The organism is Rhizobium freirei PRF 81 (assembly GCF_000359745.1).
GTDB classification, from domain to species: Bacteria; Pseudomonadota; Alphaproteobacteria; order Rhizobiales; family Rhizobiaceae; genus Rhizobium; species Rhizobium freirei.
Map to the genome: position 1 here is coordinate 97620 of NZ_AQHN01000056.1, position 24000 is coordinate 121619.

General features: G+C 60.2%; 27 protein-coding genes and 1 tRNA gene. 14 read left to right on the top strand and 14 right to left on the bottom strand.

Annotated elements, in window-relative coordinates; translation table 11 throughout:
• Positions 1-8: 8 nt before the first annotated feature.
• A complete protein-coding gene (locus RHSP_RS12415; protein ID WP_004117235.1) occupies positions 9-398 on the bottom strand; it encodes a BRA0787 family protein in 390 nt (129 codons plus the stop codon).
• 342 nt (positions 399-740) lie between these two features.
• On the opposite strand from RHSP_RS12415, the gene RHSP_RS12420 reads away from it, so the two are divergent.
• The 4 genes from RHSP_RS12420 (at position 741) to RHSP_RS12435 (ending at position 4407) form a co-directional block, all read left to right on the top strand.
• On the top strand, positions 741-1244 hold the full coding sequence (locus RHSP_RS12420) for a cupin domain-containing protein (protein WP_004117238.1): 504 nt from the start codon (positions 741-743) through the stop codon (positions 1242-1244).
• Positions 1245-1455: 211 nt separating this feature from the next.
• Positions 1456-2304: a MetQ/NlpA family lipoprotein gene (locus RHSP_RS12425; RefSeq protein WP_004117239.1), complete on the top strand. Its 849-nt coding sequence runs from the start codon at positions 1456-1458 to the stop codon at positions 2302-2304.
• 371 nt (positions 2305-2675) lie between these two features.
• Positions 2676-3761, top strand: a complete 1086-nt coding sequence (locus RHSP_RS12430) for a methionine ABC transporter ATP-binding protein (protein ID WP_037151555.1) — start codon at positions 2676-2678, stop codon at positions 3759-3761.
• Entirely contained in the window at positions 3751-4407 is a 657-nt protein-coding gene (locus RHSP_RS12435; RefSeq protein WP_004117244.1) for a methionine ABC transporter permease, read from the top strand. Before RHSP_RS12430 ends, RHSP_RS12435 begins: the two co-directional genes overlap by 11 nt.
• Before the next feature lie 63 nt (positions 4408-4470).
• Here the strand turns inward: RHSP_RS12435 and RHSP_RS12440 are convergent, their stop codons facing one another.
• Both RHSP_RS12440 and RHSP_RS12445 read right to left on the bottom strand, forming a co-directional pair.
• The gene (locus tag RHSP_RS12440) at positions 4471-5502 is read right to left on the bottom strand and encodes a hydroxyacid dehydrogenase (protein ID WP_004117246.1); all 1032 of its coding nucleotides are present in this window, start codon (positions 5500-5502) and stop codon (positions 4471-4473) included.
• Positions 5503-5557: 55 nt separating this feature from the next.
• Complete coding sequence (locus tag RHSP_RS12445; protein WP_004117247.1) at positions 5558-6253, bottom strand: DNA-3-methyladenine glycosylase I; 696 nt, start codon at positions 6251-6253, stop codon at positions 5558-5560.
• A gap of 259 nt (positions 6254-6512) precedes the next feature.
• Here RHSP_RS12445 and RHSP_RS12450 point away from each other — a divergent pair, with 259 nt between their 5' ends.
• The 4 genes from RHSP_RS12450 (at position 6513) to RHSP_RS12465 (ending at position 8208) form a co-directional block, all read left to right on the top strand.
• Positions 6513-6776 carry a DUF982 domain-containing protein gene (locus RHSP_RS12450; protein ID WP_004117249.1) on the top strand — a complete coding sequence of 88 codons (264 nt, stop codon included), beginning with the start codon at positions 6513-6515 and terminating at the stop codon, positions 6774-6776.
• A 21-nt stretch (positions 6777-6797) separates the two neighbouring features.
• Positions 6798-7265 (top strand): DUF982 domain-containing protein, encoded by a 468-nt coding sequence (locus RHSP_RS33070; RefSeq protein ID WP_051074073.1) that lies wholly within the window; start codon positions 6798-6800, stop codon positions 7263-7265.
• A gap of 313 nt (positions 7266-7578) precedes the next feature.
• A complete protein-coding gene (locus RHSP_RS12460; protein WP_037151560.1) occupies positions 7579-7833 on the top strand; it encodes a DUF982 domain-containing protein in 255 nt (84 codons plus the stop codon).
• Positions 7834-7956: 123 nt separating this feature from the next.
• On the top strand, positions 7957-8208 hold the full coding sequence (locus tag RHSP_RS12465) for a DUF6074 family protein (protein WP_004117250.1): 252 nt from the start codon (positions 7957-7959) through the stop codon (positions 8206-8208).
• Between the two features lie 5 nt (positions 8209-8213).
• On the opposite strand, the gene RHSP_RS12470 is transcribed toward RHSP_RS12465, so the two are convergent.
• Positions 8214-8540 carry a hypothetical protein gene (locus RHSP_RS12470; protein ID WP_004117252.1) on the bottom strand — a complete coding sequence of 109 codons (327 nt, stop codon included), beginning with the start codon at positions 8538-8540 and terminating at the stop codon, positions 8214-8216.
• A gap of 350 nt (positions 8541-8890) precedes the next feature.
• On the opposite strand from RHSP_RS12470, the gene RHSP_RS12475 reads away from it, so the two are divergent.
• From RHSP_RS12475 to RHSP_RS12495, 4 genes are all read left to right on the top strand, one after another.
• Positions 8891-9145, top strand: a complete 255-nt coding sequence (locus RHSP_RS12475; RefSeq protein WP_004117253.1) for a PilZ domain-containing protein — start codon at positions 8891-8893, stop codon at positions 9143-9145.
• 262 nt (positions 9146-9407) lie between these two features.
• On the top strand, positions 9408-10961 hold the full coding sequence (locus RHSP_RS12485; RefSeq protein ID WP_004117255.1) for a hypothetical protein: 1554 nt from the start codon (positions 9408-9410) through the stop codon (positions 10959-10961).
• Between the two features lie 25 nt (positions 10962-10986).
• Complete coding sequence (locus RHSP_RS12490; RefSeq protein ID WP_004117258.1) at positions 10987-11676, top strand: hypothetical protein; 690 nt, start codon at positions 10987-10989, stop codon at positions 11674-11676.
• Between the two features lie 22 nt (positions 11677-11698).
• Positions 11699-12430, top strand: coding sequence for a hypothetical protein (locus RHSP_RS12495; protein ID WP_004117260.1), 732 nt, complete (start codon positions 11699-11701; stop codon positions 12428-12430).
• Between the two features lie 33 nt (positions 12431-12463).
• Here the strand turns inward: RHSP_RS12495 and RHSP_RS12500 are convergent.
• The 8 genes from RHSP_RS12500 to RHSP_RS12535 all read right to left on the bottom strand — a co-directional run bounded on the left by RHSP_RS12500 (position 12464) and on the right by RHSP_RS12535 (position 19975).
• A tRNA-Met gene (locus RHSP_RS12500) sits at positions 12464-12540 on the bottom strand.
• 161 nt (positions 12541-12701) lie between these two features.
• Entirely contained in the window at positions 12702-13901 is a 1200-nt protein-coding gene (gene mnmA, locus RHSP_RS12505; RefSeq protein WP_004117263.1) for a tRNA 2-thiouridine(34) synthase MnmA, read from the bottom strand.
• A 271-nt stretch (positions 13902-14172) separates the two neighbouring features.
• Positions 14173-14826 (bottom strand): CDP-alcohol phosphatidyltransferase family protein, encoded by a 654-nt coding sequence (locus tag RHSP_RS12510; RefSeq protein WP_004117265.1) that lies wholly within the window; start codon positions 14824-14826, stop codon positions 14173-14175.
• 23 nt (positions 14827-14849) lie between these two features.
• Entirely contained in the window at positions 14850-15263 is a 414-nt protein-coding gene (locus RHSP_RS12515) for a hypothetical protein (protein WP_081615312.1), read from the bottom strand.
• Positions 15248-16198 (bottom strand): phosphatidate cytidylyltransferase, encoded by a 951-nt coding sequence (locus RHSP_RS12520; RefSeq protein ID WP_004117271.1) that lies wholly within the window; start codon positions 16196-16198, stop codon positions 15248-15250. The genes RHSP_RS12515 and RHSP_RS12520 overlap by 16 nt, the downstream gene beginning before the upstream one ends.
• Positions 16199-16200: 2 nt before the next feature.
• Positions 16201-16848: a lysophospholipid acyltransferase family protein gene (locus RHSP_RS12525; RefSeq protein WP_051074074.1), complete on the bottom strand. Its 648-nt coding sequence runs from the start codon at positions 16846-16848 to the stop codon at positions 16201-16203.
• Between the two features lie 208 nt (positions 16849-17056).
• A complete protein-coding gene (gene serA / locus RHSP_RS12530; protein ID WP_004117273.1) occupies positions 17057-18652 on the bottom strand; it encodes a phosphoglycerate dehydrogenase in 1596 nt (531 codons plus the stop codon).
• A gap of 144 nt (positions 18653-18796) precedes the next feature.
• A complete protein-coding gene (locus RHSP_RS12535) occupies positions 18797-19975 on the bottom strand; it encodes a phosphoserine transaminase (RefSeq protein ID WP_004117274.1) in 1179 nt (392 codons plus the stop codon).
• A gap of 264 nt (positions 19976-20239) precedes the next feature.
• On the opposite strand from RHSP_RS12535, the gene RHSP_RS12540 reads away from it, so the two are divergent.
• Positions 20240-21025 carry a glycosyltransferase family 25 protein gene (locus tag RHSP_RS12540; protein ID WP_051074075.1) on the top strand — a complete coding sequence of 262 codons (786 nt, stop codon included), beginning with the start codon at positions 20240-20242 and terminating at the stop codon, positions 21023-21025.
• Positions 21026-21137: 112 nt separating this feature from the next.
• On the opposite strand, the gene RHSP_RS12545 is transcribed toward RHSP_RS12540, so the two are convergent.
• Positions 21138-21965: an outer membrane protein gene (locus RHSP_RS12545; RefSeq protein ID WP_004117276.1), complete on the bottom strand. Its 828-nt coding sequence runs from the start codon at positions 21963-21965 to the stop codon at positions 21138-21140.
• A 243-nt stretch (positions 21966-22208) separates the two neighbouring features.
• The gene (locus RHSP_RS12550) at positions 22209-23054 is read right to left on the bottom strand and encodes an outer membrane protein (RefSeq protein WP_004117282.1); all 846 of its coding nucleotides are present in this window, start codon (positions 23052-23054) and stop codon (positions 22209-22211) included.
• 293 nt (positions 23055-23347) lie between these two features.
• Here RHSP_RS12550 and RHSP_RS12555 point away from each other — a divergent pair, with 293 nt between their 5' ends.
• Positions 23348-23926, top strand: coding sequence for an SH3 domain-containing protein (locus RHSP_RS12555; protein ID WP_240535419.1), 579 nt, complete (start codon positions 23348-23350; stop codon positions 23924-23926).
• The last annotated feature ends 74 nt before the right edge of the window (positions 23927-24000 follow it).

The following is a 24000-nucleotide window of genomic DNA, read 5'->3' on the forward strand; positions in this document are numbered from 1 at the left end:
CAGCTTTTTCAGCGACCAGTCTTTTCCGTAGCCCCGGCATCTGCGGCCATGGCGGCGACGTCGAGGCCGTTGTTGACGGCCAGCAGCCTCTTGCGAACCAATACGCCCATGACGCGCGCTGCGGTCGAGAAGGTCATCGTATCAAGCGGACCTTCGCCCGCCCAGGGCTTGGTCAGCCGCTCGGTCACAGCCGAGACGATGTTGTTGGGCACGATATCGGTGCATTCGCGCATGGCTTCGAACACGACGCCGATAGGCACGATGCGCGCCTCGAACGTCACGATCGGTTCGGTTACTTCTGTTTCCCATTCCTCGAAGGCATAGAGCGCCTCGCGAAAGAGCTGTTGCAGGGTGATAGGGGCATGACCCTCATGAAGGGGCGGCAAGGCATTCGACATGTCTGTCTCCTTTCAATTGGAAGTCCGGCGCATGATTAAGTAAAATCGACGGTCTCCACCGAGACCCAAGCGCTGCTTCTTCAGTTCGGCGCGCCCCGAAACGCATTCAACGGGGATAAGTGACGCGGCAAACCATCTTGTAACCGGTGCAACGCGGGAACCACACGAAATGTTCCCACCGGTCATTTAACTTGATCAAGTCTATAGATTAATCTCGACTTGAAAAGCCTCTTTGATAATTTTCTGAATTTCCCTTTATCTTTGAATGACTTCGCGTAAAGTGAAACAACAGTGTTCCTTGCGAACGGCATCCGAATCTCCCTCAAAGCCGAAAGGAAGACCATGTGCGGCGATCATGAACATGGGCATCAAGACGGGCACGATCACGGTCATCAACCGGTCGACTGGCGTGAGCACGGCATCAAGATCATTCCGGGCAATGCTCTCGATCCAAATACGGCGCAGACGCCAGGCATGAACCGTGCAACGGCAATCAACCATGCCCGAGCCGGTGCGGAGAAGATCTGGGCCGGCACCGTGACGATCCACGCCAATGCCAAGACAGGCGCTCACCATCATGGCGATCTCGAAAGCATCATCTACGTCGTCAAGGGCAAGGCTCGGATGCGCTGGGGCGAGAATCTGGAATTCGTGGCCGAAGCCGGGCCGGGAGACTTTATTTTCGTGCCGCCATTCGTGCCGCACCAGGAAATCAATGCCAGCCGCGACGAAACACTGGAATGCGTATTGGTGCGCTCGGGACAAGAGCCTGTCGTGGTCAATCTCGATATCGAGCCGGTAGAAAAGCCGGAAGAGGTCCTCTGGAAAGACCCCATCCATCGCTGATCTGCACAATCTTTAGGCAATAAACTAACCTGCCGCATTGATAATCTACAATATTTATGGAAAATAAATTTCCGCCTGCGCAGCGAACTGAAAGAGTTTTTCAGAACTGCAGCGCACAACGCATGATCCTGCTTCGCAGCATGAACACGCGTCTGAGATGATCGGCCCGTCAACGAGAGAATAATCTCGATCATTTGGAATAGGATTTCCCATGACTGAAACGCTCTTCAGAGGTTTGGACGCGCTGCGCCTTTCCCGTCGCGCCGGCCTTGCAGCCATCCTCGCATCCGCCGTCGCCTTTTTCGGCTGGACAGCCACCGCTACCCCGTCTCTCGCTGCGGACAAGACGGTCAAGGTCGGCATCATGAGCGGCGAAGATGAGGACGTCTGGCGCACAGTCGTTGCCGAAGCCGCCAAGAAGGGCCTGACGGTCGAACCCGTCGTCTTCAACGACTATACCCAGCCGAACGAGGCACTCGAGCGCGGCGAAATCGACGCCAATGCCTTCCAGCACAAGCCCTATCTCGACAACCAGATCAAGCAGCACGGCTATCACATCGTGGTTGCCGGCTATACCGGCATCTGGCCGATCGGCCTTTACACGAAGAAATACAAGACCGTGGCCGAGCTTCCGAAGGGTGCAGCTATCGGCGTGCCAAACGATCCGTCCAACGAAGGCCGTGCGCTTCTCGTTCTGCAGCACGAGGGCATCATCAAGCTCAAGGAAGGCACCGGCATCCTCGCCACGACCGCCGACATCGCGGAAAACCCGAAGAACGTCGACATCAAGGAACTGGATGCCGGCATCGTCGGGCGCTCGATCGACGACCTTGACGCAGCGGTCGTCAACACCGACTGGGCTTTGAAAGCGGGGCTCTCGCCGAAGGACCGCATCGCGCAGGAGCAAATCGACGGCAACCCATACCGCAACTTCATCGCCGTCAAGCAGAGCGACGAGAATGCTCCCTGGGTGAAGACCTTGGTGGCCGCCTACCAGAATGACATTGTGAAGGCCGAGTTCGACAAGGTCTACAAGGGCACCGGGCAGAGCGCCTATTGATATCAGGATGGCGCTAGATGGCGCTGAGCGGCAAGGCGGCTGGGGTTATTGCCCGGGCCGCCTTTGGCGTTTTTCCCGTTAGGATGCGATGAAGCGCTGTGAAAATTGGCTAGGAAGTTCGTGGAGAGTATGTACCCCCCTCTGTCACTTTCGTGACATCTCCCCCACAAGGGGGGAGATTGGTAGCACCTAGCAAGCCATCGCTAGAAAACGCGTATCGTATCTGCTGACACATTGCCGATTGTTCTGCTAAGCGCGCAACACACTCCCAACGATCTCCCCCCTTGTGGGGGAGATGTCACGAAAGTGACAGAGGGGGGTATAATGGCCTCAACGAACTTGAAGGCCGCTTTTATACAAAGAGAAGCACCATGAACTCCATCACCCCCGCCACATCAATCGATGGACAGGCACCGCCTGAGCGATCCTCGGGCGAGGAAATCGTCCGTCTCGTCGACGTTCGCCGTCGGTTTGGCACGACGCCCGCGCTCGATGGCATTTCGCTGACCGCACGCCGTGGCGAAATCGTCGGCATCATCGGCCGCAGCGGCGCCGGCAAGTCGACGCTGATCCGCTGCCTGAACGGGCTGGAACGCGCCGATAGTGGTGAAATCCATATCGAGGGCCGTGACATCGCTCGCCTGTCGGAGAAGGAACTGCAGCCGCTGCGCCGCCGCATCGGCATGGTCTTCCAGCATTTCAATCTGCTCTCCTCCAGAACCGTCGAGGAAAACATCGCGTTGCCGCTGAAGATCGAGGGCGTTGGCAAAGCCGAACGCTCGCAGCGCGCCCGCGAACTGCTCGAGCTTGTCGGCCTCGCCGACAAGGCGAAAGCCTATCCCTCAGCCCTTTCCGGCGGCCAGAAGCAGCGCGTCGGCATTGCCCGCGCCCTCGCCGCTCGGCCTGCCATTCTTCTCTCGGACGAAGCGACATCGGCGCTCGACCCGGAAACCACGCGGTCGATCCTGGCATTGCTCAAAGACATCAACCGCAAGCTCGGCCTGACGATCCTCCTCATCACACATGAGATGGAAGTGATCCGCTCGATCGCCGACCGCGTCGCAGTCATCGATACCGGCCGGATCGTCGAAGAGGGTTCGGTATGGACTGTTTTCGCCAATCCGCAAACGGAAATTGCAGCAAGCCTGCTTAGCGGCGCCCGCCCGCAGCTTCCGGAGCACATCGCCGCCCGCCTTTCCCCGATATCGGGGGCCGAAGCCATCCTCAGCGTCGACCTTGCCGGCCCCGCCGCGCAGGGCGCACTCTTTGCCGAGCTTTCGGCGGCGCTTCCCCGCTCTTTCCGGCTGGTCCACGGTGGCATCGACCATATCCAGAACCAGCCCGTCGCCCGCTTTTTCGTCGCAGTGCCGACGCGCGATGCGGCCTTGCCGATGCAGGTCAGTGATTTTCTGAAAGCCCGTTCCGCCCGGGTGGAGGTTCTAGGCTATGACAACTGATGTAATCCTCGGCCTGCTGTGGCGCTCCTTCTGGCAAACCGTCTGGATGACGGGCGCATCCGGCTTTCTTTCCTTGGTTATCGGCCTGCCGCTCGGCCTCGCCCTCGTCGTCACCAGCCGCGGCGGCATCGCCGAGCAGGGTGCGATCAACCGCGTTCTGGGCGTCCTGGTGGACGGCTTCCGCGCCGTGCCTTTCATCATCCTGCTCATCGCCCTAATTCCGCTGACGCGCCTGATCGTCGGCACGGCGCTGGGCACAACGGCCGCGATCGTGCCGCTGACCATCGCCGCGATCCCCTATTACGCGCGCGTCGCCGAAGTCTCGCTGCGCGATGTCGATCGCGGCCTGATCGACGCCGTGCGCGCCATGGGCGGCAATCGCTGGACCATTATCCGCGAGGTGCTGATACCGGAAGCCATGCCCGGCATCGTCGCCGGTTTCACCGTAACCATGGTGACGCTGATCGGCGCTTCCGCCATGGCTGGCACGATCGGCGGCGGCGGCCTCGGCGATCTTGCCATCCGCTACGGCTACCAGCGCTATGAGACGAACGTCATGATCGCCGTCGTCATCATCCTGATCATTCTGGTCTGGGGTATGCAATGGCTGGGCGATCGCCTCGCCAATCGGCTCGATCGCCGCTAGCCTCGCCGATACAAATCCAATCCCGGCGCAGAGAGACACTCCGCCGGGATTGGAGATCAGCCATCAGTTGCGCGTCACCGGCTTCGAGCGCATGCGCGACACCGTCTCCCGTTCCGCGCGCTTGCAGCGCATCGGCGGCAGGCCGCGATCCATCAGATCCATATCCTCCAGCACCATGTCGCCCATTTTCTTGAAGGCGCTGTCGAGCGCGCCGGCGCGATGGGCCGAGCGCAGGAAACCCTTGAGCTTGCGCACCGGATGATCCTTGCCGAGCGGCTCCTCGGGATAGACATCGCTCGCCGCCACGATATGGCCGGACGCGACCGCGGCCATCAGCGCGTCAAAATCGACAACATCGGCGCGGCTAAGCAGAATGAAGGCCGCGCCCTTGCGCATCCTGGCGAAGGCGTCGGCACCGAGAAAGCCCCTGTTCTCGCTGGTGACCGACGCAACGACGAAAACGAAATCGCTGCCTGACAGCACCTCGTCCAGCCCGGCGGGCTGCACGCCATGCTCCCTGAGGATCGATGGCGGCATCCAGGGGTCGAACACTTTGATATTGGCGCGGAAGCCGGAAAGCACCCGGTTCAGCGCCTTGCCGAGATCGCCGAAGCCGACAATGCCGATATCGCTGCCCGAAATCAGCCGGGCGCCGGCATTACCGTCGCCGCCCCAGAGCTCTCTGCCCTCACGGAAATCCAGATCGGCATCGGCGATGCCGCGCGCCAGACTGAGCGCAAATCCAAGGCCGATCTCCGCGACCGGCTCGGCAAAGACGAGGCCCGTGGTGACCACATGAATGCCGCGTTCGAACAGGACCTCATAGGGCATATTGTTGATGAGGTTGCTCTCGACGTTCAGGACGCAGCGCAGTTGCGGCATGCGATCCAGCGTTTCCTTCGACAAAGGAGGCTGGCCGATGATGTAGCGCGCCTCGCCGAGCACCGCGTCGCCAAGTCCGGCGATATTGTCCGGGTCCGCCTCCACGAGGCGATATTTCGAATGGAGGAGCGACAATGCGTCCTTGGTGAAGATGAGCTCGAGCGAGCGCGGCTGCGGAGCGCAGATGGCCAAGGGCATGCTTTCCGTCGTCATTCCGTTCCTCCCTGTCCTGGAGCAAGATGCAATATCATTCGATGGGTGAGATCAATCAGGTCTCGTCTTCTTCTCCCGGCATTCCGACGGAGAAGGCGCAGATGCGCGAGAGATGGGTGAGCGGCAGGCCCGTCTCCGCGTGCCAGGCATTGAACTGATCCTGGATCAGTCGCAGATCCTTCTTGGTCGGCTTGCTTTCGGAGATCGGCACGCCGGAAAGCCGCAGGCAGACGAGAACGTCATGGCTCATGACGAAGCTGTCGCGGCCGATTGCCCGCAGCAGATATTGTCCTGTCATGCCACCCAGCCTGTTGGCCTGCTTGTCCAGCACGGCAAGCAGGCCGATCTGATCCTCCAGCGGCCAATCGGCAAAGAAGCGGCCGGCGCTGCCGTGCTCGTCGGCAACCCGACGGATGAACTGCGTGTTGGCGCGCACCGACATGATCTTGGCGCCATTGCGGATAACGCGCGTATCCGAGGTCAAATCATGCCAATAATCGTCCGGCGCGAGATTGAGAAAGGCGGGGTCGAAGCCGGAAAAGGCGGCTTCGAAACCCGGCCATTTGGCATCGATGACGTTGCGCACGAAGCCCGCATAGAAGATATAGCGCGTCATCTCCGACAAGATCCGGTCGTCAGGCAGGGTCCGCAGCGCGTCATGGTTGGGCGCCTTCGGCATCAATGCCTTCAGCCCGTCAGCGCCGCCCTTGCGCTTCTCCGCCCGCTCCCTGATCTCCGCAAAGCTTCCCATGCGTTTCTCCCTTCGATTGCGCTCCATGCCAAGTCTTTTACGATCCGGCGCCTATGCGCAAGGGGTCGGCAAACATGCGCGTGCCCGCCGAAAACACGACATGAAAATGAGCGTTTTCAAAGTTGATCGGACCGCCACTCGAAATGGCTTGAGGGCGATTGAAACGGTTCCGGGCCGCGCCAGATACTTTCTTGAAATTAACTTGAGATTTCACCCATCGTTGCGTTAATTCGGCGGCATCGGATCGGAGCCTCGTACCATGAACAACAACGACGACTGGAACTACCCCGTCATGGTTATCTGCAAGCGCACCGGAAAGGTCTATACGGTCGCGAGCACGAAGGAGGCGCTGGAGATGCTGCTCAACGCGTGGCCCGTGGCGGAAGGCAAGGCATTTCTGATGGCCCTGCAGGTCTGCGCCGATGTCGAAAGCGGCCACGGACAGTCGCTGGAAGCCCGTAAGAGCTTCCTGGCTGCTGCCATGGAAGCCGGCGTTCCGGTCGAAATCCCGGCGATCCAATAGAATACCGGCCGGAGCCAGTCCGTGCACCGGCAGCACCATAGAGCCACGGCCGAAGTTGCCGCGGGCGCGCTGCGTTCGATGATTGATTACCGAGCAATCGCGCCGTCGGCAGTTCATGAGCGGCTTGCGGCGGGATTCATTCCCATCAGTGCCCAGTTTAATTTTCCGAAAAATTTCGAAACCTTTTCCGGCGGCGGGAGTTTGGGTAGCAATGTCGGAGCACCAAAAGAAATGAACATGACTGTTGGAGCCAGCTATGCTCGCTGGTCTGAACCCGTTTATCTACGTATCGGCTATGGGATGCCGGAAACGATAAGAAGTCCGAAAGAAGCTCTCAACCACCTTCTTTTCCGCTGGCCAGCAATCCGGGGCAAGAAATACCAATCGGCGGCGAACCTCTGTGGCGCTGCGAACGGAAATCCCTTTCTATGTGAGCAGGCCAGGAAGCTATTCGTCGAAGCCTGCGTCGAGGCTGACGTACTGGATTAGATCTGCCCGCAAAATCTCGGGCTAGCCTGAACAGATCGGGCAGCCCTGCGCTGCGCCGTCCGGCGCAGGGTTGGCGGCGCGCTTTGATTTGCCCGCATGCCAACGCCCGAGCGCTCAATAGCCATCATAGTCGCCAACGAAATCCGGAGCCGGCGAGCACAACTATGTGTATAGTTGCCGGAAACGGCTGACCATTCCGCCGTCATCGGCGTGCAATCGAAAACAGCCGCACCAACGCCGGGCAAGATCGCGTGCCACACGGAACACTTCTTGCAGGCTTACCGGAGCATTTACGTTTCGGAGGTAACGCGTTTTGAAACGAAACACTTTACGGCCATTTCCGGCTGTCACGCTTGTGATGGGAGAGAACGGCAATTATCGCCGCGTCAATTCGGTACACCAGGTTGCGGAATTGCTGCTGCAGCATTGGCCGGTCGAAAACGGCGAAGAATATGTCGCCGCAGTACGTGTATGCCTCGAGGCCATGCTAGGCGCCGCCCCACCTGAAGCTGCAAGGGAAGCATTGATCAAGGCCGCCGGCGAGGCCGGCATCTCCGTGATGCAGTGAAATCATCGCTCCGCTCCGCAAGCAATTGGAATCCAACAAGAAGCAATTCACCTTTTGTGAACCACTGCCAGCGATTGTGCCAACAAAGGCAAGGCGATTCGCCTCGCTAATGACGGAGAGATTATGTCGCTTTTAGCATTCCCTGCCGACAGACGCACCAGCGACATCAGGCGCTGCGCCAAGGCCTTGCTGCAACTTAACGGCGAGGAAGCCAATCGTTTCTGGCGCTCGGAAATGGCAAGCTTCGCCGCGACCTTGACGGAACAAGGAATGGACGCCGACGAGATCTCGCGACAAGCAGCACTCTTCATGCATGCGGTTCAGATGGAACTGCAGCTCGCCTTTGCGATGGACGAACTCAACGCCTCTGCCTGAGGCCGCTATTTCGGCAGCCTGCAGAATGCGATCGACTTGTCGCCGCTCGTCGGCGACTTGATCTGCACGGTCCATTCCCCGCCGGGAAAATGGTATCCTTTGGACGCGGCGACGCCTGCGATCTGCATGCAGGCCTTCCGGGCATCGGCGCTCGGCAGGTCGATCGTCGCCGTAAGCGCGTATTTCCGGCTGGAAACCTGGCACGGCGCGGTGAACAAGCCGGTATTGTCTATCATCTTGCAGACCCGGAACGCATTGCTCACGGGATCATCGGCAGCCATTGCGGAATTGGCGACCACCAAAACAGCGGCCACCGCCAAAAGTCGCTTCATTGAAAACCCCATTCCCCACTGTAGCACGCTGCCAGAGCATGTTTCGTCTTGCAAGACGTGCCGCGCGGATTTGCGGTGACCGTTTGAAAATACAACGCAAATATGGGCAACTTGTTCTCGAAAACGACTGTTCCGAGAGCTGCCACGCATGTCCGCCCGAACTGGGCCGGTGGTTCGGCCAGCAGCTTTGTGCGAAGCGCCGATCGTCGCCTGCGCGAAGTCGAGGACGATCCCCCAGCCGTTGCCGCGCCCGCCCCGGCCTGAGAAAATCGATTTCCGGCAGCATCATATTAACTTTCCCGATATTAGAACACTCGGAATTAGCAAAACTGCCATCCGGAACCAAAGCGATGACCGAACCCTCGCAAGAAAGCAGAACGTCGGGACGCAAGCGGACGCTTCTCGGAGCCAAGATCATCTTCAACGGCGGGCATTCGATCTTCGATTGCGTCGTGAGAAACCTGTCGGAGACCGGTGCGATGATCCAGATCGAAAACCCGCTCTCAGCGCCGGACAGCTTTGATCTTCAGCTGTCGGACAACAGGCTGTTGGCCTGCGAAGTCCGCTGGCGGAAGATCAACAGCATAGGCGTCCAATTCGTGTAAGGCGCCTTCGCGAGCCGGCCTATGATGGCTAGGATCACCACTCGCCGTCTGCAAAGGCTCGACGCCCCGCCCGCTCAAGCCTGGCGCAAGCTGACAAACCTAGCCTCTCCCATGAAAGCTAGGGATCAGCAGCTCGTTCGGAAATGGCGCTATTCAGCCAGGACCGAGGCAGCATCCATGGCCTGTATCGACCTCAAAGATTGCATCTGAAATTGCATGCTTTGGGTTCAGGCGCAAGCGCGGCAGCGTTGGGGAACACGACGTGAATACAGCTCCGAACTCCAATCAATTCAATTCGTATCTCATCGGCGCACCGAATGCTCAACCCGGTCCGGCTCAGACTTTTCCGACACCGGCCGCCACCCGGGATACGCGTCCGCTTCCATCCGTTAGGACATTCGACGTCTTCGACACGCTGATCGCGCGCCGCTGCGTCGAGCCCGCCCATGTCTTCGAGATCGTGGGCAAGCATGCGGGCCTCTCATCTTTCGCGGTGGCGCGCAAGCAGGCCGAGGCGAAGGTCGCCCAACACCCCTATAATCTCGACATGATCTACGACGAACTGGCGGTCGCGCTGCACCTCGACCCGCTGCAGGCTTCCGCGCTGAAGGCGCTGGAGATCGACGTCGAACTGGAGCAGGTCATTCCGATCGCGGAAAACATGGCCCGCCTCCGCCACGGCGACGTACTGATCTCCGACATGTATCTCGGCCCCGACATTATCCGCCGGCTGCTCGACAAGGCCGGTCTCGACAAGAAGGTGAGCCTGGTCGTGACCTCCGACGGCAAGCGGTCCGGCGCGATCTGGCCGCAGGCACAGGCGAACCTGGCGATCGAAGAACATCTTGGCGACAATGCCCACTCCGACGTGGAGATGCCGCGCCGCTTCAATATTCCCAACCGCCACACGACCATTTTCGGTCTCAACCCGGTCGAGAGCGTTCTGATGCAGATCGGTCTTCGGCAGCTTGCGGAACTCTGCCGCGAGACCAGGCTTTCGACCTGGGCGACGGACCCGCGGAGCAGAACCGCCCAGGTGGTCCAGGCGAGCCTGAACTTTCCGATCATGCTGCTTGCAAGCGTCGCTCTGGCGAGGCTTGCTGCGCGCCTCGACAAGCGTTCGATCCTCTTCTCCAGCCGCGACTGCGATTCCTGGATGCCGCTGTTCGAGAAGGTGTCGCAACGGCTCGGATTTACCTGTCAGGCAACCTATTTCTATACGAGCCGCCTCGCCAAGATGCAGCCCTCGGCCAGCTACACGGCCTATGCGAAACGCCTGTTCTCCGATGATGCGGTGATCGTCGATCTCTGCGGCACCGGATGGTCGCTTGCCAACTTCGCAGCTAGGCTCGGCCTGCGCAACCTGCCGGTATTTTTCCTTCATAAGCTGCCGACCGCGCCCGCCTATGAGGCGATGGCCGCGACCCCGCAGACCTGTCAGTTCCACACGGTCATCTCGCCAACCGAAACGGGCGTCGAAAACACCGTGCTCGAAATGAGCAACTATGCCACGCATGGCATGGTCGAGGATGTCCGCATGCTGCAGGATTTCGCCATCCCGGTCTTTGCGAAGGACAGCCGCCCGGCCGAGACCCTGGCGATCGTGCAGGCGCAGCAGGATTGCTTCGCCACGGCCATTAGGCTCATGGAGAAATATGACCTGCACGACGTCTTTGCCCTGGACGACGCATCGCTCGTCGCGGTGTCGACGGCGCTCTACGGCATGCTGACGCAGCAGACGGAACTACGCTCGATCTACGGCAGCAGCCATACGGCGGAAGAAACCGACGTTCGCCGCGCGCTCGGCTGCGCCTGACGCCAGATTCTTTGGAAGGACCTCCATGCCTGAACTCGTAGAGCTTGCCGATTACTACCGGACCGACAAGGGGACGCAGATCGGCCACGCCCATAATTACGCGGCCCTGTACTCGTTTCTCTTCGAACAGTTTCGCGACCAGGCCTTTTCGATGCTGGAAATCGGCCTCGAGCGAGGCGGCGTCGAAGCGGGGGCCTCTGTCGACCGCATCGGCAGCGACGTGCCGTCGATCCGCATGTGGCTCAACTACTTTCCTCGCGCGAAGCTCTATGGTTTCGATCTCTCCGACTTCTCGCACATCCGGCTGGACCGCTTCGAGTTTCACCGCGGCGATCTCGGCAGCATCCCCGATCTCGATCGCCTGAGTGCCGCCCTCCCCGCGCTGAAGCTCCTCATCGACGACGGCTCGCACGCCTCGTTCCATCAGCAGCTCGCCTTCCTGAAGCTGTTCGACAAGGTCGAGCCGGGCGGGTTCTATGTCATCGAGGATTTTCACTGGCAGCCGCCCTTCGAAAGCTCTTTGCCGCCCTGCAAGAAGAGCGCGGAGGTTTTCGAAACCTTCCTGAAGACCGGCAAGCTCGATATTCCCTTCGCCCATCCGGATTATCTGAGCATGGTCGCCTCGCAGATCCAGAACGTCTATGTCCACCGCAACAACCGCGGCGGCATCAACGACTGGCACTTCAAGATGGTTGCGCTGCAGAAGCGGCTTTGACAGCAGAGCGAAAGACGACGACATGCCCTACAGCATCGTGACCGGCTGGTACGCAGACAGCGACGCCCGCAACTACAAAGTCCTCGGCGACGATTTCGTCCGCTCGGCGGAATGCTTCGATATCTGGTATCATTGCGTCCGCTCCTTCACCGCGCCGAGCAACATTCTGATCGTCGATTCGGCCTCGCCGGTGCGCCCCAAGATGCCGGACGATCCCCGCATCAGCTGGGTCAATCTGAAACGCAACTATGGACATGCTGTTCAGGGCTATAGCGCGCTCTGCGGCTGGTCGCGAGCGCTGCTACTCGGCCTGAGCTACGGCTTCAACAACGGCGACCTCTACACGGTGCTTGTCGAACAGGGCACGCTCTTCTACGGCAAGGACATCATCGAGCGCCAGATCGCCGCCCACCCGGACGCCGACATCATCGCGCCCAACGGCTCGGGAACGCCACAGCCGCTACAGACGGGAATCTTGATTTTCCGCAGCGCGATCATCCCGAAATTCATCGAGAACTACACGCGCATTGCCGCCGCGGACGATGCCCTGAGCCCGGAAAAGAAGGTTGCTCTTGCAGGCAACGGCATGCGGATCGCCTTCTCCAACCTCCCCTTCGGCCGCCGCAGGCCAATCGATGTTTCGGCAGACCACTTCTTCCTGCGCCACTGCAACATCGCCGAACTGCACGCCTTCGCGGCACGCCTGGGCTTCGGCAAAGAGCTTCTGCCGCCTCTTCAGCATCAAGTCGCCTGATTGAGGATTTCGAATTAATTTTTGAGTGAAATTTGGTAGCGGAGGAGGGATTTGAACCCCCGACACAAGGATTATGATTCCTCTGCTCTGACCTACTGAGCTACTCCGCCACGTCGACGCATGATGTTGAGATCATACGCAAAGGTCAAACGAACCGCCGCTCGAAGCCGCCAGCTCGTTGGTGAGCGGCTTATAAGGTGCGGTTCGGCTTGGTGTCAAGCGGATGATTTGGAAAAATCAGTGCTTTCTCTTGAGCCGGCTCTTTCGCCCTTCAAGCCGCGACCGGGCTCGCCAGCAAAGCCTTCAAAGAAGCTTCCGCCATCGGCTCTCTTTCCGAGCGTTCGATGAAGCCGCCGCCGTAGACGCGGGCGTCGTCGCCCGGTGCCGAATAGAGCGCGCAGGCCTGTCCCGGAGCGACGCCCGCTTCGCCGACGGTGAGGTCGACATAGATCCCGGTGGCATCGGCATGCAGCACGGCCGGGGCCGGGGCGCGGGTGGAGCGCACCTTGGCGAAACAGGCAAAGCCCTCGCCGGATGCCGCCTGCAACAGCGGCTCGTCGCCCAGCCAGTTGACATCGCGCAGATAGACGCGATGCGTTTCCAGCGCTTCCTTCGGTCCGACAATGACGCGGCGCGAACGGGCGTCAAGATAGACGACATAGAGCGGCTCGCCCGTGGCGATGCCGATGCCGCGGCGCTGACCGATCGTATAATGCAGGATGCCTTCGTGGTGACCGAGCACGCGGCCGTCGAGATGGACGATCTCGCCGGCAAGCGCCGCATTCGGCTTCAGCTTGGCGATCACGTCGGAATATTTGCCCTGCGGCACGAAACAGATGTCCTGGCTGTCGGCCTTCTTGGCGACGACAAGGCCCATCTCCTCGGCAAGCGCCCGCGTTTCCGACTTCGGCATGCCGCCGAGCGGAAAGCGCAGATAGTCGATCTGCTCCTGCGTGGTCGCAAAGAGGAAATAGCTCTGGTCGCGATCGGCATCGGCCGGGCGATAGAGCGCACGGCGATGCGGATGCTCGGCGGACGGGTTCGGACGCGAGCGGATGTAATGGCCGGTCGCCAGCGCATCCGCGCCGAGTTCCTTGGCGGTCAACAGAAGGTCGGCAAACTTGACGGTCTGGTTGCAGGCAACGCAGGGGATCGGCGTCTCGCCGGCGACATAGCTCTCGGCGAACGGGTTGATCACCGTTTCGCGGAAGCGCTTTTCGTAATCGAGCACATAATGCGGGATGCCGAGCGTCTCGCAGACGCGGCGCGCATCGTCGATATCCTGGCCGGCGCAACAGGAGCCGGCACGATGCACGGCCGCGCCATGGTCATAGAGCTGCAGCGTGATGCCGAGCACATCATAGCCCTGCCGCTTCAAAATGCCGGCGACGACGGAGCTATCGACGCCGCCCGACATGGCGACGACGACGCGGGTATCTTCCGGCCTCTTGTCAAAATCCAGTGTATTCACGGTCGTTGCCGCCAGTCTTGAACGATCTTCGATGCTGCCGAGCGGGATGACTTTTCTTCGAAACGTCGCCACACTCTCATTGTTTGATTTCGCATGAACTTATCCAAAAACCGCTGCGCACTTTTCGGGATCATGCTTCTCGCCGCTGGATGCCACGCAAAAACGGCGAATTTTCATGCGGGGCCTTCGGCCGCTCTTTGCGGTCAGCCTCAATTGTGGACGGATATAGAAAGGATTGCCAACCCATGCAAGGGGTGGGCGAAATCGCGAATCATCCCCTGGCCTTCAAATGCCCGATCAAATTGCCTGCGCGCCGCAAAACGGTGGCGGCAGAGCCTATGGCAACGATCCAGAGCGCAATCGTCAAAACCCAGCTACCACCGCTCCAGAGGGCCTCGATGATGGAGAGAAGGGCCGCACCCGTGACCACAGCCATGCGATGCTGTTTGGCCATCGGCCCGCCGAAATCGCTCGGATTTCCCGTCGCACGTCCGAGCTCGCGAACATAGGCGGTCAGCACAGCGAGGGCTGCCGCAGCCCAGCCAAGCCCCGGCGATGCGATACCATAGCCAATCCCGGCGAAGATCAGGATATCGGCAACGCGATCCGGGAATTCGTTCCAGAACGGTCCGTCAGCTTCGCCCTTCCCGCCTTCGACGGCGACCATGCCGTCAAGCAGATTGCAGAGGAGCCGCAACTGGCAGAACAGGGCCGCAAGGATCAGCAGGACCACACGCGTCCCCACACTGCCAGCGCTCCCCGAAAGCCAGAAGGAACCGCCCGCCAGCGCCGCCATCAACATGCTCGCCTGCGATATCTGGTTCGGCGTCACCGACAGTGCGGTCATGCGCCGCGCCAGCGTCCGAGCCCATCGCGTGTTGCGGCTCGCCAGCGGCCGCCTGTCGCCCGTCCCCTCGTTTGTCATGGCCCCTCACCTGTCATGGCTCTTCACCCCTCATGGCTTCGACGCCTCCCGCCTGATATCGAGTAATTGTAGATGGCTGCATAGCTGGAGGAGACCAGCAGCGGCACGGCAATCGTCTTCAAGATCTCCGGCGTGCCGCTCAGCATATGGATGACGATCAGAATGGTTGCCGAGCCCAGGCAGGCGATCAGCGGCGGCGCCCAAAGGGCCGCAAAGCCGCGGAAGCGTCGCGACAGAGCCTCGACTACGGATTTCAAAAACAGCGTCAGGCAGCCCGAAAGTACGCCCTGCACGAAGCCTGATATCAGGGGGCGCGGCATCGGGTGCATGCGATTGGCGAAAACGGCCCAGCCGCCCATGGCAAGGAAGGCAAAAAGCACATGCACGATGCTGCTGCCGGCAAGCGCTTTAAGCTTTTCCCTCATGACAGCGACCACCAGTAGCGCACGAGATGGAAAAAAATCGGCGCGGAGAAGACGACCGAATCCAGGCGGTCGATCAACCCGCCATGCCCCTCGATGAGGTGGCCCCAATCCTTGACGCCGCGATCCCGCTTGATCGCCGACATGACAAGCCCGCCGAAGAAACCCATGAGCGTGATGACGAAGGCGAGCAGTCCGGCCTCCAGCGGCGTGAAGGGCGTCACCCACCAAAGCGCCGCCCCGATCAACGAGGCACTGATGACGCCCCCCACAAACCCTTCCACCGTCTTAGACGGAGACAGCCGCGGCGCGATCTTCGTTTTCCCGAAGAGCTTGCCCCAGACATATTGCAGCACGTCGCTGAGCTGCACGACGATCACCAGGAAGGCGATCAGCAGCACGTTGCGGCCCTCATAGCCCGGAATATGCAAAGTGAGCAGCGCCGGCACATGCGAGGCGCAGAAAACGCAGATCATCAGCGCCCATTGCACCTCGGCGATGCGCACCAGAAACCGCTCGGTATCGCCGCGCAGCACCGCGATGATCGGCATGAAGAGGAAGGCGTAAACCGGAATGAAGATCGAATAGATGCCGTATTGCTCGGCCCAGAGCAGGTAATATTGCACCGGCAACGCTACGAAGAAGGCCGCGGCAAGCGCCCAGTGATCCGCTCGCTTCGTATTGATCAGCGTCACGAATTCGCGTAGCGCCGCAAAAGAACAGAAGGCAAAGAGCAGGATGACGCCGGCCCGCCCGGCGACGAAGGCGATGCCGATCAGCACCACCATCACCCACCAGGCTTTGATGCGGGCATTCAGGTTTTCGATCGCGGCATTCGATCCATCGGGCGACAAGCGCCGTTCCAGCACATAGCCGATGATGGAGGCGACGATCAGCACGCCGAAAATGCCGAGAACGAGGTGGATCAGATCGGCGCTTGCCGCACTCATGCTCAGTCTCCCGCCCGCTTGGGCGCAAGCGCCAGCAGGGCCGCTTCGGCCCTCGCCAGGAAATCCGCCTTCTCCTCTGTCTCGCCAATATGCAGCGCCTCGCCGAAGGTGACGGTGCAGATCAGCGGAATAGGCACGAATTCACCCTTGGGCATGACGCGGTTGAGGTTGTCGATCCAGACGGGAACGAGATCGATATCCGGGCGAGCCCGAGCAAGGTGGAAGAGCCCGCTCTTGAACGGCTGCAGCGGCTGTTCGGTGAGATTGCGGGTGCCCTCCGGAAACAGGATCAGGGAAGAGCCGGCGTCGAGCGCCTGCGTCATCTGCGTGACCGGATCTTCCTTGCGCGCCTCGCGATCGCGCTCGATCAGCACGGCGTTGAACACATCGCGGCCGATGAAGCTGTTCAGCGGCGATTTCAGCCAATAATCGGCGCCGGCCACCGGCTGGACGCGCCGGCGCAACCGCGACGGCAGGACAGTCCATATCAGGATGAAATCGCCATGGCTGGAATGGTTGGCGAAATAGACGCAGCGGCGGGTAGGCATGCCGCTCTCGGGCCATATGGCCCTCACTGCAGTAACGGCCCGGGCAAACAGTACGATGGCCACGGAGACAGGTTTGGCAAGCCATCCGATCGGCGTGCCCATCCCTTCCCCGAGAATGTTCTTCCGCAAAGCCTCCATCACACAAGAAATAGGCGTGTTTGGCCGGCCCCGATAGTCTGCAGGCCGAGCTTATCCACAACCCTCACAACCACGCGGAAAAGCCCGGCGCAACTCGCATCGCGCCGGGCTTTCGGACTGGCTCTTAAGAGGAGCAAACTCTGTGGCTACCGCCCTTCGAAGGCAGGCCAGCTTAGTCGACTGCGAACACCAGCGGCTTCGCCTGACGGATGGCCTGATGCGCAGTCAGCTTGGCAAGCACATCGTCGCCGAGCGGGCCATCGACATAGAGCAGCGCGATGGCATCGCCGCCCTGCCTGTCGCGACCGAGCTGGAAGTTGGCGATGTTGACGCCGGCGGAACCGAGCGTCGTGCCGATGAAACCGATCATGCCGGGAACGTCGGTGTTGGCGATATAGATCATGTGGTTGCCGACGTCGGCGTCGAGATTGATGCCCTTGATCTGGATGAAGCGCGGCTTGCCGTCCGAGAAGACGGTGCCGGCAACGGAGCGCGTCATGCTGTCGGTGGTCACCGTCAGCTTGATGTAGCCGTCATAGACGCCGGTCTTGTCGCGTTTGACTTCGGCAAGCACGATGCCCTTTTCCTTGATCATGATCGGCGCCGAAACCATGTTGACGTCGGCAACCTGATTGCGGATCAGGCCGGCAAGCAATGCGCTCGTCAGAGCCTTCGTGTTCATGCCGGCCGTCACGCCGTCGTAGAGGATCTCGATTTCCTTGATCGGATCTTCCGTGACCTGGCCGACGAAGGCGCCGAGAACATCGGCAAGCTTGATGAACGGCTTCAGGATCGGCGCTTCTTCAGCGGTGATTGAAGGCATGTTGATGGCGTTGGAAACCGCGCCCTTGACGAGATAGTCCGCCATCTGCTCGGCCACTTGCAAAGCTACGTTTTCCTGCGCTTCCGTGGTGGAGGCACCGAGATGCGGCGTGCAGACGACGTTCGGCAGGCCGAACAGCGGGCTTTCCTTGGCGGGCTCGACTTCGAAGACGTCGAAAGCAGCACCGGCGACGTGGCCAGACTTGATGGCGGCAGCAAGAGCAGCCTCGTCGACCAAACCGCCGCGGGCGCAGTTGATGATACGAACGCCTTGCTTCATCTTGGCGATCGCAGTCGCGTCGATGATGTTGCGGGTCTTGTCCGTCAGCGGCACATGCAGCGTGATGAAATCGGCGCGGGCAAAGAGCTCGTCGAGCTCGACCTTGGTGACGCCCATTTCCTCGGCGCGCTCCTTCGACAGGAACGGGTCGTAGGCAACGACATGCATCTTCAGGCCGATGGCGCGAGCAATCACGATGGAGCCGATATTGCCGGCGCCGATGACGCCGAGCGTCTTGCCGGTGATTTCGACACCCATGAACTTCGACTTTTCCCACTTGCCAGCCTGGGTCGAGGCATCGGCAGATGGAAGCTGACGAGCAACCGCAAACATCAGCGCGATCGCGTGCTCGGCGGTCGTGATCGAATTGCCGAACGGCGTGTTCATGACGATGATACCGCGGCGCGAGGCAGCCGGAATATCGACATTGTCGACGCCGATGCCGGCGCGGCCGACGACCTTGAGGTTCTTCGCCGCTTCGATGATCTTCTCGGTCACCTTGGTGGCCGAACGGATGGCGAGACCATCGTAATTGCCGATGATTTCGAACAGCTTATCCTTGTCCTTGCCGAGCTGCGGCTGAAAATCGACTTCAACGCCACGATCGCGGAAGATCTGGACGGCGGTTTCCGACAGTTCGTCGGATACGAGAACGCGAGGTGCCATGGAGGCCTCCTGAAAAAGTCACCTAAGACGAGCAATTCCACGAAAAATGCGAAACGGTTTTCCGGTCGGAATTGCGTGAAAACAACGAGAATTTCGGGATGCTGGGCTCCGCCTCTTCTGGCGGAGCCATAAACGCTTCAAACCTCAGGCAGCAGCCTGGGAGAGCGTCGCCTTCTGCGTTTCGAAGGCCCAGGCAAGCCAGGGCATCAGCTTCTGCATGTCGGCAGCTTCGATGGTCGCACCTGCCCAGATACGCAGGCCCGACGGGGCGTCACGATAGTGGCCGACGTCATAAGCGACGCCTTCCTTCTCAAGCAGCGCGACCAGGCCCTTGGCGAAGTTCGCCTGACCATCGGCATCGAGAGCGACGACATCCTTGTCGACGATCTTCAGGCAGACGGACGTGTTGGATTCCGTCTCGGCCTTGACGGCGAGATTGGCGATCCAGTCGTTGGCGGCGACGAAATCATGGATGACCTTGGCATTGGCATCGGCACGGCCGATCAGCGCCCTCAGGCCGCCGAGGTCCTTGGCCCACAGCAGAGCGTCGATATAGTCCTCGACGCAGAGCATCGAAGGCGTGTTGATCGTCTCACCGGTGAAGATACCTTCGATCAGCTTGCCGCCGCTGGTCATGCGGAAGATCTTCGGCAGCGGCCAGGCCGGTACGTAAGTGGTCAGGCGCTCGACGGCGCGCGGCGACAGGATGATGACGCCATGTGCGCCCTCGCCGCCCAGAACCTTCTGCCAGGAGAAGGTGACGACGTCGAGCTTGGCAAAATCGAGGTTCTGAGCGAAAGCTGCCGAGGTGGCGTCGCAGATCGTCAGGCCCTTGCGATCGGCCGGAATGAAATCGGCATTCGGAACGCGCACGCCGGAGGTGGTGCCGTTCCAGGTGAAGACCACATCGCGGTCGAAATCGACAGCGGAAAGATCGGGCAGCTCGCCGTAGCCGGCTTCAAGCTTGCGCACGTCCTTGAGCTTCAGCTGCTTGACGACATCGGTGACCCAGCCGGCACCGAAGCTTTCCCAGGCAAGCATGTCGACGCCACGGTCGCCGAGCAGCGACCAGAGCGCCATTTCGACGGCGCCGGTGTCGGAAGCCGGAACGATGCCTATGCGATAATCCGCCGGCACCTCAAGAATTTCACGGGTAAGATCGATGGCCTGCTTCAGCTTGGCTTTGCCGACCTTCGCGCGGTGCGAACGGCCAAGGGCCGCGTCGGAAAGAGCGTCAAGCGTCCAACCGGGGCGCTTCGAGCATGGACCAGAAGAGAAATGGGTATTATCCGGACGGATGTCCGGCTTGGCGAGCTTAGTCATGATGCTATCCTCTCAGATAGAAAGCTCCTCGTTGGGGAGGAGTGTCCCGCCGCCGGGTATATTGGAAGCCGCTCGTAAGCGCAATAGCAAAATACACGGGCGCCACCGCTTCACCAATTCATGGAGAAGGCTTGATCAAGGCAACCTACGCGCAATGCAATCAAATTAAGTTTAGCTGCACAAAGCTGGTTTCGGTGACGATCCGTACTCATATCAGATCGACGCCGACCGATTGGCGTCACCGGAAAATGACAAGTGTGCTCGATGTCCATAACTGCACTCGCCAAAGCCCCTCTTCAGCCTGCTCAGCCCATACCAATCTATCTGATCAACATCGACCGAGCGGCGGATAGGCTGGCGGAAATTCAGCGGCAGAGCAGCGAATTCAATTTCCGGTTCGAGCGCATCAATGGCGTCGACGGCGCGCTTGTCCCCCGGTCGCAATGGATCGATGTCGACCACGCGCGCTTTCAACGGCGGCATGGCAGAACCATCCTGCCCGGTGAATACGGCTGCTACCGCAGCCACCTGATGGCCTTGCGCCAATTTCTGGCCAGCAGCGACGAAATAGCCGTCGTCATAGAAGATGATGTGGCTCTGGGCGGGGATTTCCTCGATCGCGCCATGGCAGCCAAAGAGGCCGCACCCACGGCCGATCTGATCAAGCTCGTCAATCATCGCTGGCACGGCTTTCGCACGATGGCGGGCAGCCGGAAGGGGGACGTTGTCGGCCGTTGCCTTTTCGGTCCCCAGGGTTCGACGGCATGCTATCTCGTCACGCGCAGTGGAGCCGAGAGAATCGTGAAGTCGCTGACCGTCATGTCCCTCCCCTGGGATGTCGCCATCGAACGCGGCTGGGATACACAGATCTCCATATTCACCACCCGCACCAATGTCGCCGGCTTCAGCCGGCTGAAGGGACTTACGATGGTCGGCTGGCGCCGCGACTATCGTGCCGCCAAATCCTCGGCGTGGCGGAGGATACCCGCACATCTGTTTCGTGTTTCGGATTTCTTCCGACGGATCGCTTACGTTCTGACGAAGCGGTAGCTGGAGCATTTCCAGGAAAAGTGCGCGGCTGTTTCCCGTCCGGAATACGTAAAGAAACAAGAGGATAGAGCGTTTTCGCGATTCGAAGAAGAGCGGAAATGCTCTAACCGGCCTACCAGGTGGTGATCCGGAGACCGATCCTTATCTCATGACGCGACAGCGCGCCATCGCGCCCCATCATGCCGGCGCCCGCCGCCGAATCAGCAGCGGAAGCACCGAACATGTCGCCGCCCGCGATATGGGAGAAGCGATAGCCGAGATCGACCTTTACGTTCGGCGCAACCTCATAGGCAACGCCAGCCATCAAGGCATAGGTCAAGCGCCAATCGCTGTCCCCGGCATAGCGCGTGCTGACGGAGGCCGCGCCGCCGCAGCCCGAAATGCCGTCGACGCACGAACCGATCGCATTGACGCTGCTCCAGGAAACCCGCGTCGCGCCGAGACCGGCGCCGACATAGGGTGTGAGACCGGCGACCGTGCCAAGATCGACATAGCCGTTCACCATCAGACTGCCCGCCCTGAAGGAAGAGCGCGCCTTGGTGGAGCAACCGGTGCCCCCCGCCCCGCCGGAGCAGGGCATATCGCTCGAGATACGACCATTGAAATCGTCGCTGAAGAAGTCGCCGGTGACGTCTGCACGGAACAGATCGTTGAACTGATAGCCGACACCCAACCCGCCGGAAAAGTCGCCGCCGAAGCGGTTGGAATCGAAGCGACCCGAACTATAGCTGCCGCCGGCCGGATCGTAGGTGCGCAACGTCGTGGCGCTGCGGCTGGCATTGACGGCGTAGCCGAGATCGCCGCGCACGTACCATCCCTTCGCGTCCTTGACGCTCACTTCGGCCATCTTGATCTCAGGCGGCGCATCGCCGGCAAGGGCAGCACCGGCCGATGCGCCTGCGATCGCTGCGGCCAGCGCCAAAGCGTCAAAACGGATCATTACCCCTCGCCTTCCATCCAAGTGCGGATGCCCGCCTATCGAACCGCTGGCCTTTGTTGCTCCGGCAAGGGCTCGAAAGAGAGCCCGTGACCGGGAAGCCGCCATTCTCATTTCATTAACCATAGGGAATTCATGGTTAATGAAGGTTTAAAGCGGGGGAAATTAGCTTAACGAGAAGATGGAAAAGCAAGAGCCGCCCGGAGGGAAACCGGACGGCTTTTCAATATCTTATGCAAAAAGCGCTTACTTGTAGACCGGCTGGACCGGGATATCGGCAGGCGGCATGTAGCTTGCAGTCTGGCAACCGCCGAAGGTGTAGCGGGCACCGATGCGGGCTTCATGCAGGTTGATGCCCTTGTCGTAGCCAGGGCCGCCATTTTCCGCGTAGCCGAACATGTCGCCACCCTGGATATGACGGTAGCGATAGCCGACATCAGCCTTGAGGTTGCAGCTCAGGTCGATGGAGGTACCGGCCATCAGCGCATAAGTGAAGCGCCAGCTGCCGCGGCCATTATGATTGACGGATCCGTCGCAAGAGTCCGGATTGGCGTCCGAGCACGACGTGTTGTTCAGCTTGTCCCATTTGACATAGGTGCCGCCGATACCGGCGCCGACATAGGGCGTAAATACGCTGTAGGTGCCGAGGTCGACATAAGCGTTGGCAAGCAAGCTATAGGCCGTCATCGACGCCAGATCGCGAGAGGTCGCAGGCACAGCCGTGAAACCCGGGCCGCAGGCGCCGCAATCGCCCTTCGTCGAGCCCTTGAAATCGGACTTGAAGAGATAGTCCAGCGTCACGTCGGTCCGGAGATAGTTGTTGATCTGATAACCGACACCGCCGCCGAGCGTGAGGTTACCATCAAGCTTCGCGCTGTCGAAATCCACCAGGCTGGCATTGGACCCCTGGAAATAGTTCGCGCCGCGCAGGTTCGCAAAGGCGTAGCCGACATCGCCGCGCAGATACCAACCGCTGGACTGGGCGACAGCCACCTCCGGCTGCGGCTGCGGCTCTGGCGTATAAAGATCTGCAGAAAAGGCTGACGTGCCGACAAGCAAACTGGCAAGTGCGCCGATCACGGTTTTCATCATGGTTTTGGCTCCAAATTTCTTGCCATTGGCACAGCAGATGCTTGCCAATCGAAAAGACCTGAGCGGAATAATGAGGAAAAGGAGTTAAAACCTGATTAACTACGAATGTTTACCTTGTTTTACTGAAGACTTATACTGTATCAGGCATATTATGTAACGATAAATAATAAGCAAAAATAGAGAGATACGAGAACCCTCCGCGCACTCGCACCGGGCAAAGCATAGGTTCGGGCGGGCGGTCTTACAGAAACCTCTAAACCAATTGGCAAGAATCCGATCGCTACAGTGCAGCCGTGAGTTCACTCAGGAGGAAGTCACTGACCTACCAACGGAATATATGCACCTGCCTGTGCCTGATCTTCGCCTTCCTGGGCTCCATCGCTCAAGCCCATGCGATGCCGGTAAAGCCCGTCGCCGCCACGGCATGGAACAAGGGGCGCGAAACGGGATTGCCCATCCCCCGTTTCGCTTCGCTCAAGGCTCAAAAGGCGCGCATGCGGGTCGGCCCATCGACGATCTATGCGACGAAATGGATCTACATGAAGCCTGGCCTTCCGATGGAAATCATCGACGAGTATGGCCACTGGCGGCAGGTTCGCGACTATACCGGCGTGACCGGATGGATGCACAGCGCCCTCCTCTCCGGAACGCGCATGGCCGTTGTTGCCCCTTGGCTGACGAAAAACGCCATGCTGCGCGCCAATCCGGAACCGACCGGCACGCCGGTTGCCCAGCTGCAGCCGCGCGTTCTGCTGTCGCTGCACTCCTGCACCGGAGCCTGGTGTCGCGTTTCCGCCAGGGAACATTCGGCGCGGGGCTATGTCAGACAGGACAAGCTCTGGGGCGCCTATCCCGGCGAAATGTTCCAATAAACAACCAACCTGCGAAGAGCGACAAAGCAGCGCGGCCGCCCTCGTTAAAGGCGGCCGTCGATCTGATTGACGAT